At 72.0% G+C, this 12,042-nt stretch carries 11 protein-coding genes; 8 read left to right on the forward strand and 3 right to left on the reverse strand.

Annotated features, from left to right (window positions below):
* The first annotated feature begins 6 nt into the window (after nucleotides 1–6).
* From HHX33_RS31920 to HHX33_RS31950, 7 genes are read left to right on the forward strand one after another with little or no spacing between them, the layout of a single operon-like run.
* Nucleotides 7–1,254 (forward strand): ATP-grasp domain-containing protein, encoded by a 1,248-nt coding sequence (locus HHX33_RS31920; RefSeq protein WP_182877828.1) that lies wholly within the window; start codon nucleotides 7–9, stop codon nucleotides 1,252–1,254.
* The gene (locus HHX33_RS31925; RefSeq protein ID WP_182877829.1) at nucleotides 1,251–2,471 is read left to right on the forward strand and encodes a lysine N(6)-hydroxylase/L-ornithine N(5)-oxygenase family protein; all 1,221 of its coding nucleotides are present in this window, start codon (nucleotides 1,251–1,253) and stop codon (nucleotides 2,469–2,471) included. Before HHX33_RS31920 ends, HHX33_RS31925 begins: the two co-directional genes overlap by 4 nt.
* Complete coding sequence (locus tag HHX33_RS31930) at nucleotides 2,468–2,803, forward strand: cupin domain-containing protein (RefSeq protein ID WP_182877830.1); 336 nt, start codon at nucleotides 2,468–2,470, stop codon at nucleotides 2,801–2,803. The genes HHX33_RS31925 and HHX33_RS31930 overlap by 4 nt, the downstream gene beginning before the upstream one ends.
* Nucleotides 2,785–3,933 carry an NAD(P)/FAD-dependent oxidoreductase gene (locus HHX33_RS31935; RefSeq protein ID WP_182877831.1) on the forward strand — a complete coding sequence of 383 codons (1,149 nt, stop codon included), beginning with the start codon at nucleotides 2,785–2,787 and terminating at the stop codon, nucleotides 3,931–3,933. Before HHX33_RS31930 ends, HHX33_RS31935 begins: the two co-directional genes overlap by 19 nt.
* The gene (locus HHX33_RS31940; protein WP_182877832.1) at nucleotides 3,930–5,570 is read left to right on the forward strand and encodes a class I tRNA ligase family protein; all 1,641 of its coding nucleotides are present in this window, start codon (nucleotides 3,930–3,932) and stop codon (nucleotides 5,568–5,570) included. The genes HHX33_RS31935 and HHX33_RS31940 overlap by 4 nt, the downstream gene beginning before the upstream one ends.
* Nucleotides 5,571–5,625: 55 nt before the next feature.
* Complete coding sequence (locus HHX33_RS31945; RefSeq protein ID WP_182877833.1) at nucleotides 5,626–6,849, forward strand: ATP-grasp domain-containing protein; 1,224 nt, start codon at nucleotides 5,626–5,628, stop codon at nucleotides 6,847–6,849.
* On the forward strand, nucleotides 6,849–8,105 hold the full coding sequence (locus HHX33_RS31950; protein WP_182877834.1) for an MFS transporter: 1,257 nt from the start codon (nucleotides 6,849–6,851) through the stop codon (nucleotides 8,103–8,105). Before HHX33_RS31945 ends, HHX33_RS31950 begins: the two co-directional genes overlap by 1 nt.
* Before the next feature lie 130 nt (nucleotides 8,106–8,235).
* Here the strand turns inward: HHX33_RS31950 and HHX33_RS31955 are convergent, their stop codons facing one another.
* A complete protein-coding gene (locus HHX33_RS31955) occupies nucleotides 8,236–8,736 on the reverse strand; it encodes an FBP domain-containing protein (protein ID WP_138460588.1) in 501 nt (166 codons plus the stop codon).
* Nucleotides 8,737–8,811: 75 nt separating this feature from the next.
* Nucleotides 8,812–9,438 (reverse strand): class I SAM-dependent methyltransferase, encoded by a 627-nt coding sequence (locus tag HHX33_RS31960; protein ID WP_182877835.1) that lies wholly within the window; start codon nucleotides 9,436–9,438, stop codon nucleotides 8,812–8,814.
* A 206-nt stretch (nucleotides 9,439–9,644) separates the two neighbouring features.
* On the opposite strand from HHX33_RS31960, the gene HHX33_RS31965 reads away from it, so the two are divergent.
* Nucleotides 9,645–10,889, forward strand: coding sequence for a CoA transferase (locus HHX33_RS31965; protein WP_310741612.1), 1,245 nt, complete (start codon nucleotides 9,645–9,647; stop codon nucleotides 10,887–10,889).
* 14 nt (nucleotides 10,890–10,903) lie between these two features.
* On the opposite strand, the gene HHX33_RS31970 is transcribed toward HHX33_RS31965, so the two are convergent.
* The coding region (locus HHX33_RS31970) for an endo-1,4-beta-xylanase (RefSeq protein WP_182877837.1) at nucleotides 10,904–12,042 on the reverse strand (1,139 nt) is incomplete at its 5' end.

Below are 12,042 nucleotides of genomic sequence, written 5' to 3' on the forward strand. Positions count from 1 at the left end.
CAGTCCGTGTTCGATCCGGTCGGCTCGTCCGTCCTCGTCGTAGAACCGGTCTCCGGCGGCGCAGACGTCGCCCGGCTCGCGCACCACCTCGGCATGACAGTTGTGATCGCCTCGCAGGACGTGGGCGACTGCGAGATCCCGGCGGATCTGCGGAAGATCGCCTCCGTGGTGCTCACCGTCGACACCAACGACGAAAAGACGTTGTTCGACGTGGTCGCCGAGCACCACGAGCGCGAACCGCTCGCCGCGGTGCTCCCGGGATGCGATTTCTACGTGGCCACGACGGCCAGGCTCGCGGCACGTCTGGGACTGCCCGGCCTGCCGGTCGAGACCGTGGACGCCGTACGCAACAAGGCGCGCATGCGCGAGCGGGTCGCCGCCGCCGGGCTGCGCACGCCGCGCTTCGCCGAGGCGTCCTCCCCGGAGGCTCTCCGTACGGCGGCGGAGATCGTCGGCTTCCCGAACGTCATGAAGCCGGTCGAGTCCTCCGGCAGCATCCACGTGAGCAGGGCCGACGACTGGGCGCAGCTCGCCGCCGCCTACGCCGCCCTGACCGGCGACCGGGAGCTCGACCTCGGCCGCCCGATGGGGCACACCGTCGTCGTCGAGCAGTACGTCGCGGGTGAGGAGGTCAGCGCCGACGGCTACGTCGAGAACGGCCGGGCCACCGTCGTCGCGATCACCAGGACGGTCCTCGGCGCCGAGCCGCGGTTCGTCGAGCTGGGGCACCTGACGCCGGCCGACCTCCCGGACGACGTGACGAAGGAGGTCGTCGCGTACACGGAACAGGTGGTCCGGGCGCTGAACGTGACCGCCGGGCCGTTCCACTGCGAGGTGCGGCTGAGCGACGAGGGCCCGGTCCTGATGGAGCTCGGCGCCCGGCTGCCGGGCGACGGGATCCCCGAGCTGATCCGGCTCGCCACCGGAACCGACCTCGCCGCGGTCATGCTCGCGGCGGGGCTGGGCGTCGGCGCCGCGGAGCTGCCGGCGTTCGGCCCGCCCGCCGCGCCGTACGCCGCCGTACGGTTCCTCACGGCCGACGACCTGGACTCCCACAGCGGGATCCTCGGCTGGGACGAGCTGGACGGCCGGCCTGGCGTCATCGGCAAGCAGCTGTTCATCCCGCCCGGCACGCCCATTCCCCAGACCGGCGACTGCCGTTCGCGGCTCGCCTGCGTGCGCTACACCGCGGAGTCGTACGAGGCCGTCCAGGCGTTCTGGAAGAGCCTGGACGACCTGGCGGTGCTCCCGTGAGCGACGTCCTGGACTACGCGGCGGTGGGGGTCGGCCCCGCCAACCTGAGCCTGGCGGCCCTCGGCGCCGACGTGGAGGACCTGCGGAGCGTGCACTTCGAGGCGCGCCCCGACTTCTCCTGGCACCCCGGCCTGCTGCTGCCCGAGGCGACCCTCCAGGTCTCGCCGCTCAAGGACCTGGTCACGCTGGTCGACCCGACGAGCCGTTACTCGTTCCTCGCCTTCCTCGCCAACGAGGGCAGGTTGTACCAGTTCCTCACCGCGAAGTTCCCGGCCGTCCTGCGCGCCGAGTTCGACCAGTATCTCCAGTGGGCCTCCCGGAGCATTCCGTCCATCGAGTTCGGCACCGAGGTGCGCGGCGTCCGCGTCCGTGACGGGCACTTCGTCCTCGACACGGGACACGGCGAGGTCACCGCGCGGAACGTGGTGCTCGGGACCGGCCAGGCGCCGTTCGTCCCCGGCTTCCTGCGCCCCCACCTGTGCGCCGACGTGTTCCACGCCGAGGAGTTCCTGTCACGGCCGCGGGAGCTGCCCGACCGCGCCGTGACGGTGATCGGCGGCGGGCAGTCGGGGGCGGAGATCGTCCGCCACCTCATGCGTCTCGACGTGCCGCCGCGCAGCATCACCTGGATCACCCGCAGGCCCGGCTTCCTGCCGATGGACGACTCCCCCTTCACCAACGAGTACTTCTTCCCGGCGTACGCGCGGGAGTTCCACGGGCTGCCGCAGACCCACAAGCAGGAGCTGCTGGCCGAGCAGAAGCTCGCGAGCGACGGGATCGACCTCGCGACGCTCCAGGACGTCTACCGCGAGCGCTACCGGCACGAGTGCCTGCTGGGCCGTAAGGACTGGCTCCGCCTGATGCCCCGGTCGGAGGTCACCGGCTGTGCCCGGCTCTCCGACGGCTGGGAGCTGGAGGTGCGGGGCCCGCACGCCTCGGTCGTCCGGTCCGACGTCGTGGTCCTCGCGACCGGGTACGAGTACCGCCTTCCGGACTGCATGAGCGAGCTCGCCCCCCACCTGGCCAGGGCCCCCGAAGGGCTGGTGGTCGGCGACGACTACGCGCTGTCGCTGGACCTGCGGACCTCGGGCCGCGTCTTCCTGCAGAACGGCGCCCGGCACACCTGGGGCATCGCCGACCCCAACCTCAGCCTGCTGGCCTGGCGCAGCGCGGTCATCCTCAACGCGATTCTCGGTTACCGGAGGTACAACACATGAGCCTCCCCCGGCTCGGCTTCGAGGCGCTGCCGCGCGAGTTCGAGGAGCTGGACGAATGGGCCGCGCTCCTCGGGCCGTTCGACGGCGACCGTCCGTTCTCCATGGCGCGCTTCACGGTGGCCGCCGGCGGCGCGACGCCGCCCGACAGCCACGCCGTGAAGGAGATCTGGCTGATCCTCGACGGCGCGGGAACCGTCCGCTACGAGGACCGGCCGTACGAGGTCGGCAAGGGCGATCTGCTGGGTTTCGCGCCCTTCGCCGAGCACGTGGCGATGGCGGACCGCGGCGTCCCGCTCTCCGTGCTGTCGATCTGGTGGGGCACGACCGGATGACCGGCGCGATCCCGGACTTCGACCTCGCGGTCGTCGGAGCCGGCGTCGTCGGCGCCATGACCGGCCATCTCGCCCTGGAGCGGGACCCGGGCCTGCGCGTACTCACGGTGGACCAGCTCCCCCTGAACCAGGGCGGCCTCAACGCGACGGGCCTGTCGGCGGGGCTCGACGTGCCGACGGGGCGGGACGCGCGGCAGCGCGAGCTCGCGGCCCGCAGCACCGCCCTCTACCGGCGGCTCAGAGCCGAACGGCCCGGCCTGCCCGTCCGTTCCCTCGACACCTTCTGGCTGCTGGCGCGCGGCAACGTCGGCCGTCTCCGCGAGACGATGGCCGGCCCCGCCCTGGAGGAGGCCGACCCGGACGCCCTCGACGGCGTCTTCCCCGGGCTGCGCCCGTCCGGCGACCGGGTCCTGCTCCGTTCCGGCGGCTCCTGGCGCGCCGACGTCGCCGGGCTGACCCGCGCTCTCCTCGACGAACAGCGGGGCCGCCCCGGCTGCGCCGTCCGGGAGGACGAGGAGGTCACCACCCTGCGGCCGTACGGGGACGGGTTCCTCCTGAGCGGCGAGGGCGGGCGGCCGCTCGCGCGGTGCCGTACGGCGGTCGTCGCCACCGGCCCGTGGGCCCTGCACGGACCGTTCGGCGAGCGGATGCGGGCGGCCGGCCTGCGGATCAAGAAGGTCGCCGCATTCCACCTGGACCTCCGGCCCGCCGACGACGCGCCCGTGCTGATCTTCGAGGACGACGACGCGTTCCTGCTGCCGCAGCCGGAGAGCGGCCGCTGGCTCTTCAGCTTCACCTCCCAGGAGTGGGGCGGCTCTCCGGTCCTGAGGCCGGCCGCCCTGAGCGGCGGGGACTACAGCGAGGCGGTGCGCGTCCTGCGCCGGTACGCTCCGTCGCTGGCCGGGACGATCTCCGGCGGGCGTGCCTTCTACGACGGCTACACCCGCGACCGGCTGCCGCTGGTCGAGCCGGTGCCCGATCACCCCGGCGTCGTGATCGCGGTCGGCGGCAACGGATCCGGCTTCCGCCTGGCGCCCGCGATCGCCGAACGAGCCCTTGGTCTTCTCACCCCCGGTCACCTGAACCCCCCGTCACTTGGAACCCAGTCACTTGGAAGTGGTCGCTCATGAGCACTCGCTCCACGGGCCTCATCCGGAACGCGGGCACCCTCCCCCCGCGCCACTACCTGCTGGTCCCGCCCGAGCCGACCCCCAACGGACGGCTCCACCTGGGGCACATCGCCGGGCCCTACCTGCGGTCGGACATGCTCAGCCGGTTCGCCCGCATGAGGGGCGACCTGCCCCTCACGATCACCGGGATCGACGTCTACGAGCCGTACATGACGCTCAAGTCGGCCGTCGACGGCCGCCCCGAAGGTGAGATCGCCGCCGAGTACCACGCGCTCATCGCCGAGGACCTCGCCGCGATGGACATCGGCCTCGACGCGTTCATCAACCCGGCCGAGGAGCCGTGGCGTACGGCGTTCGAGGACGAGGTGGCGGGCTGCCTCCGGCGGCTGCGGGAGCGTGGCGCGGTGACGACGCTGCGCGAGCGGGTCCCCTACAGCCCCGCGGCGGGGCGGTTCGCCGTGGGCCCCTGGCTCTCCGGCCGGTGCCCGGACTGCGGCGCCGACGCGGGCAGCTACTTCTGTGAGTCCTGCGGAGGCCACTTCCGCCCGGAGAACCTGCGCGACCCCGAGGGCACGAACGGGGTGGGCCCGCTCCAGTGGCGGGAGATCACCTCGCTGTTCCTGCGCCCGGCGGACCCGCACGACCTGGGGGCGCGGATGGCCGGCATCGGGGTCCCGGCGCGTTACCAGGAGACCGTGAAGCGCTACCTGAGCCGCGAGGGCGGGATGGTCCGCGTCAGCGCCCCGGAGAGCTGGGGGATCCCGCTGGACCAGGCGGACCCCGGCGTGCCGCGGACGCTCTTCCCGTACGCCGGGATCTTCATGTTCGCCCGGCTGACCGGCGCCGTCCACGGCTCGCTGAGCGGCACCGGCGTGAACGCGTTCGACCCGGGCTCGGACGTCGTCACGGTCACCAGCCTCGGCGTCGACAACGTGGTCCCCACACTCGTCTGCATCGTCGGCACGTCGCTGCTCCACGGGGACATGAAGACCTACGACCGCACGCTGATCAACGAGTTCTACGGGCTCGAAGGGGAGAAGTTCTCCACCAGCAGGGGCCACGTCATCGGGGCCGCCGACATCGCCGGCACCCCGAACGTCGACGTCGACGCCGTACGGTACTTCCTCGCCGGGACCCGGCTGGAGGAGCGCCGGGAGAGCATGGAGCCGGAGTCGTTCGTCGAGACGGTCAACCGGCGCCTGGCGGACGGCCTGACGCCCCTGCTGGAAAGAGCCCGCCGTACGCTCGCCGGGGTCTCCGTTCCGGAGGCGATCTCGGACGGGCAGCTCGCGCGGCTGGAGGCGCTGCTGGAGCGGCAGCAGTCGGCGCTGGACGGCCCGGTCGTCTCGACCTCCCAGGCGCTGGAGGCCTTCGACGCCTGGTGGCGGAGCGTCGCCGACCTCGAAGAGAACGCCTACTGGTGGCTGAAGGGCGTGAGCGTGCTCGGATTTCCGATCATGCCCCGGCTGGGCCGCCGTATCTGGGAGGATCTCGGCGGGGTGGGAGAACCCCGGCTGGAGGAGTTCCTGGCCCCGACGTCACCGCGCGAGGCCATGGCCCCTCTGGGGTTCGGCGCGATCGGCATCGGCGACCTCGTGCCGGTCCTGCCCGCCACCTCGCGGTACGCCCTGGCCTGACCCCTGACCCCTGTCACTTCGACCGCCCTGTTGACTCCGACCCACGGAAACGACGATGCCGGACCGCCCGCACTACCTCGTCGTCAACCGCTACGACGACAGCGACGCGGAGTATTTCCGCTACTGCGCCGATCAGCCGTGCGACCTGTCGTACCTGACCCTGCCCATGCGGACGACGGCGCTGGGCCCGGTGGAGCCGGGCCGGGTCGGCACGGTCCCCGATCTGCGGCTCGCCACGTTGGTGCCGGCCGCGCGGGACCTCGCCGAGCGGTACGGGCGGTTCGACGGCGTCGCCGCGCTCTCCGAGTTCGACGTGCTGACGGCGGCGCTGCTGCGCGAGGAGTTCGGCGCGCCGGGCCCGGGCGCGGACCTGGTGCGGGCGTTCAAGGACAAGATCGTGATGAAGGAGCGGCTCGCCAAGCGCGGCCTGCCGGTGCCGCGGTTCATGGAACTGGGCGCCTCCACCACGATCGCCGAGATCACCGCCGGGATCGGTTTCCCGCTCGTCCTCAAACCACGGGCCGAGGCCGGCTCCGTCGGCGTCCGGATCATCCGTGACGAGGAGGAACTCGCGGCCGAACTCGACGGCCTCGACGTCACGGCGTTCGAGTGCGAGGAGTTCGTCTCCACCGAGATCTACCACGCGGACGGAGTCCTCTCCGGGGGGCTGCCGCACTTCCTGAGCGTCTCCGGCTACGTCAACACGCCCCTGGACTTCCTGCGGGGCAGGCCGCTCGGCTCGGCGACGCTGGACCCGGGCCCGCTCCGGGACGAGATCCGAGAGTTCGCCGTCGCGTGTCTCAGGGCTCTCGGCCTGGAGACCGGCTGCTTCCACCTCGAAGTCATCCGCCGGCCCGACGGCGGTCTGGTGTTCCTCGAAGCGGGGATGCGCGCCGGCGGGGCGGAGGTGCCCTACGTCCACCGGGAACTCCACGGCATCGACCTGGTGACGGAGAGCTTCCGCACGGTCCTGGGCATCCCGCTGGAGTCGGCGGGCGCCCGCTTCGGCGACGCCCCGGCCGGCTGGGTGGTGATGCCCGAACCCGGCCTCCGCCCCGGCCGGGTGGTCCGCCGTACGGCGATGACGGGCACCGTCCCCCAGGTGTACGCCGAGGTGCTGCCGGAGCCGGGGGACGTCTTCGACGGGACCGGCGGCTACTTCCACGTACCCGGGCGCTTCAGGCTGACCGGGCCGGACGAGCGCAGCGTCCGCGCCGCCGCCCGGAGGGTCATGCGGGAGTACGCGGTCGAGTTCGAGTCGGCGGGCCACACACCCTGATGGCCGCGGTCCACTGGCGCAACCTCGCGGAACTGGCCAGATTCGTCCAGTTCCGCAATCAGTTCCTCGCGAGCGCCCTCTCCGCGGCCGGCAGCGCCATGACACCCGTCGCGCTCTCCTTCGGCGTGCTCGACGCCACCGGCTCCGCGGCCGACCTCGGCCTGGTGCTGGCGGCGTACTCGGCGGCTCAGATCGTGTTCATGCTGGGCGGCGGTGTGTGGGCCGATCGCCTGCCGCGCAAGCGCCTGATGGTGCTGTCCGACGGCATCAGCGCGGCCTCACAGATCACGTTCGGCCTGCTCCTGCTCACCGGGCATCCGCCGCTGTGGGCGATGATCGCGCTGCACGGCCTCGCCGGTGCGGCGAGCGCCCTGTTCATGCCCGCGTCGGTCGGCCTGGTCGCCGAGACCGTGCCGCCGCGGCTGCTGCAGGAGGCCAACGCCCTGCTGTCGCTCACCCGCAACGTCTCGGTGAGCGTCGGGCCGATGATCGCGGGAATGGCGGTGGTCCTGGCCGGCGCCGGCTGGGTGCTCGTCGCCGACGGGCTGACCTTCCTGGGCAGCCTGCTGTTCCTCCGCCGGCTGGCGGTCCCCGCCCGGCCCGCGGCCGCGGGCGGCGGTTTCCTCCGTGACTTCCGCGGCGGATGGCAGGAGGTCGCGAAGCGATCGTGGGTCTGGACGGGCATCGCCATGTTCATGATCTTCAACTTCGTCTACTCCTTCCTCTACGTGCTGGGCCCGGTGTCGCTGTCCGGCTCGGACAACGGCGGCCTGCTCTGGGGGGCCGTGACCGCGAGCCTCGGAATCGGCGACGTGCTGGGCAACGCGCTCGCCGTACGGTTCCGGCCGCGCCGCCTGCTGTTCACCGGGCGGCTCATGATGCTGCCGGCGGCCCCGCTGATCGTCGTCCTCGGAACCGCGCCGGAACCGATCCCGCTCATCGTCTGCGGACTGCTGGCCGGGATCGCGACCACCTTCCCCAACACCCTGTGGGAGACGGCGCTCCAGCAGCACATCCCCAACTCGTCGCTGTCGCGGGTCTCGTCGTTCGACTACGCGGGATCCTTCATCCTGAGACCGGCCGGGCTCGCCGTCACGGCCCTCGCCGCCTCGGCTTTCAACGCCCAGGTGACGTTGACCGCGGGCGCCGCGCTCATCGTCCTGGCCGTGACCGCGAGCCTGCTCGACCGCGGCACCCGCGCACTGGTCCGCAACGAACCGCAGGAGCAGCCGGCCACCTCCGGCACACCAGGCTGAAGCGCGCGGGCGAATCAGGACAGTTCGTGTTCGTAGACGTCGGCCGCCGGCCGGTCGATCCACTCGCTGACGTGCCTGGATTGCGAAGCCATGGGCGCCATCATGCCGCAGCGGGTGCGACGACCGGCGGTCAGCCGTTCGCGACCTTGTCGAGGAAGGAGTCGAGGTTGGCCCGGGTGCGGGCGGCCTTCTCCTCCACGGTCAGGGACTCGTCGACGATCCCCGCCCCGGGGGCCTCCTTCTTCCCGCGCAGGTAGAGGGAGCAGTCGAGGTCGGTACACAGGTACTGCCCGACGGTGTTCCCCTGACGGCCCGCCTCGCCGGTCCGGCGCGCGGTCATCAGCGCCACGCCGCCGCTGGTGTGGGTGGTCAGACACAGGGAGCACATGCTGCGGGAGGTGAAGGCGCGCGAGGCGCCGGAGGTCACCCGGAGCGCGATGCCGACGAGGGAGCCGTCGCGTTCGGCCACCAGGTACGCCCGCTCCGGTGCGCCCGGGTCTCGCCAGCCGAGGAAGTCGAGGTCCTCCCACGGACGATCCGGGAGGTCCCTGGGCAGCCCGAGACGCTTGGCCTCGCCCTTGGAACAGTTGATGAACGACGTACGCACTTCGTGCTCGGTGACCGGTCTCATGAGCGGCGAGGCTAGTCATTCCTAATGACACTAGGCAAATGGTTAAAACCCATAGGCGATCACGCCGCACCCGGGTCAGGGCCGTACGGCCAGCACCCGGAAGCCGACGCCGCGCGCCGTCCGGGTCACCGACTCGATCCGGAACCCCGCCCGCTCCAGGTACGGCCGGGGATCGCGGGTGAGGTGGTCGGCCTCGAACCGTACGAACAGCGGCTCCACCAGCCGCATTCCGGCCCGGAGGACCGGGTTGCGGGCCGGCCCGTGCTCGGCCAGCACGAACCGCCCACCCGGCCTGAGCACCCGGTAGGCCTCGCGGGCCGCGGCGGCGGGGTCGGGAATCGTGCACATCGTGAACGTGGACAGGACGGTGTCGGCGATGCCGTCGGGCAGGTCGAGGCGCTGCACGTCGCCCTGCCGCAGTTCCACCCGGGCGCCGAGACCGGCCAGCGCCACCCGCCGCCGCGCCAGGTCCAGCATGCGCTCGGACAACTCGATCCCGATCACGGTGGTCCCGGCGTCGTACAGCGGCAGGTTCAGCCCGGTGCCGACCGCGATCTCCACGACGTGTCCGCGCGCCTGCCCGACGGCCCACTCCCGGCTGCCGGGGAACAGGCGCCTCTCCCAGGCCCGCATCTGGTCGTCGTACCGATCCGCGATCCGGTCGAACACCCGTCGTACGTCGGCGTCGGTGGTAACCCGCATGAAGCGACCCTTCCGCGTGGAAACTTCGCGAATCACTTCAGGCTAGGCCACGCTGCCGGAGGCGACCGGAATGCCGGAAACTCGGCCGCAAGACCGATCGGAAGCCACCACCGGCCTCACCCGGCCTTAGCGTGGTGAACGTCCCGGTACCCATGGAGCCCCGAACGAGGAGACCTGATGTGCGACCCCGAGCCGGAGGCGCGGTCGTGACCCGTCCGCTCCACGGCGTGCTCGTCGCCGACTTCAGCCGTGTGCTGGCCGGCCCGTCCTGCACGATGACCCTGGCCGACCTGGGCGCGACCGTGATCAAGGTCGAGCGCCCCGGCACCGGAGACGACACCCGTTCGTGGGGACCGCCGTGGTCCGCCACGTCGTCGACGTACTTCGAGAGCGTGAACCGCACCAAGCGGAGCGTCACGCTGGACCTGGACGATCCGGCCGACCTGACGCTCGCCCGCGAGCTGGCGCGGCGCGCCGACGTGCTCGTGGAGAACTTCAGGCCGGGCGCGCTCGACCGGCGCGGGCTGGGCTACGCGCAGGTGGCGGCCGCGAACCCGGGCGTCGTCTACTGCACGATCAGCGGCTTCGGCCCGGGCGCCGGAGCCGGGCTGCTGGGTTACGACTTCATCGTCCAGGCCGTGGGCGGACTCATGTCGGTCACCGGCGCGGCCGACGGGGAGCCGACGAAGGCCGGCGTGGCCCTGGTCGACGTGCTGACCGGCAAGGACGCGGCCATCGGGATCCTGGCCGCGCTTGCCGCCCGGGCGAGCACCGGCAGGGGATGCCACGTCGAGGTGAACCTGCTGTCCAGCCTGCTGGCCGCGCTGGTCAACCAGGCCCAGGGCTACCTGGAGACCGGTGTGCCGCCGGGGCGGATGGGCAACCGCCACCCCTCCATCGCGCCGTACGAGACCCTGCGCTGCCGGGACGGCCTGCTCGCCGTGGCCTGCGGCAACGACGGGCAGTTCGCCCGGCTGACCCGCGTGCTCGGCGATCCCGGCCTGGCCACCGACGAACGCTTCGCGACGAACGCCGCCAGAGTGGCCAACCGCGAGGAACTCGTCGCGGCGCTGGAAGGCCTCCTCGCCGCCGCCGCCGCAGCCGAATGGCAGGAACGGCTGACCGCCGAGCAGGTGCCGGCGGGCTGCGTCGCGGACATCGCCGAGGCGTTCGGCCTGGCGGAGCGCCTCGGCCTGACGCCGGCCGTACGCCCCCGGCCGGACCGCACGCCGCAGGTGCGCCACCCCGTGAGCTACTCCGAGGACCTGGTCCGCCCGGCGGAGCCGCCTCCGGCGCTCGGCGAGCACGACGCCACCGTACGCGCCTGGCTCGCCTCGGCCGGCGGGTCGCTCGCGGATCTCGATCCGGTCGATCCGGCCACGCCGCCTTCCGTCGACGCCTCCGGCGCGCGGGGGGAGGTCCCGCGCACCGGAGGCGTCAGGGGCGCCTGATCAGGAGTTGTGGATCAGGGGCTGGTGCAGGTGGCGGTGGGGGTGGCCGCGGTGCCGTTGGCGGTGAAGCCGAACGTCGTGGACGCGCCCGCCGCGATAGAGCCGTTGTAGGACTCGTTGGTGACCGTCACCGAGGAACCGGACGCGCTCTGCCGGCCGTTCCACAGGCTGCTGATGCTCTGCCCGCCCGGCCAGGTCCACTTCACGGTCCAGCCGTTGACCGCCGAACTGCCCGCCTGCACCGTCACCTCGGACTGGAAGCCGCCTCCCCAGCTGTTGATCGTCTTGATCGTCGCCGAGCATCCGCCGGGAACCGGGGACGTCGACGGCGAGGCCGACGGGCTCGCGCTGGGACTCGCGCTCGGACTGGCGCTCGGGCTCGCACTGGGACTGGCGCTGGGGCTTTGGGACGGCGAAGCACTGGGTGACGGGCTCGTGCTGGGGGTCGCCGCGTTGAGCGCGTTCAGGACCGAGGTGTAGGCCTGCTTCTTGTTGAAGTTCCCGTCGAACAGCAGCGGGGTGTCGCCACTCCGCCATGACCACTTGTCGGTGATGCCCCACACGGTGATGCCGGTGCAACGCGGCACGGCCGTGCAGGCCTGGACGACGCGGCGGTAGGCGTCGGCCTGGGTGGAGCCCGAACCGCCGACGTCGAGCTCGGTGATCTGCACGTCGACGCCGAGCGCGGCGAACTGCGCGATGTTCTGCTGGTAGTTCGACGGCGGGTTGCCGAAGTGCGACTGCAGGCCCACGCAGTCGATCGGCACGCCACGCGCCTTGAAGTCCTTCACCATGTTGTAGACGCCCTGCGTCTTGGCGGCGGTGGCGCTGTCGATGTTGTAGTCGTTGTAGCACAGCTTCACGTTCGGGTCGGCGGCCCGCGCGGCGCGGAAGGCCTCCTCGATGAAGCCCTTGCCCAGCTTCTGGGTGAAGATCGAGTCGCGCAGCGTGCCGACCGCGCCGCCGTCGGCGAACGCCTCGTTGACCACGTCCCAGGCGAAGACCTTGCCCTTGTAGTGGTTCATCACCTGGGTGATGTGGTTGGTCATCGCCGAGCGCAGGTCACTGGCCGACATGTTGTTGTTGATCCAGCTGGGCAGCTGGGCGTGCCACACCAGGGTGTGACCGCGGACCTTCATGCCCTTGCTGACCG

Origin of the sequence: Microbispora sp. H10670 (genome assembly GCF_014161385.1) — a bacterium.
Lineage (GTDB): Bacteria > Actinomycetota > Actinomycetes > Streptosporangiales > Streptosporangiaceae > Microbispora > Microbispora triticiradicis.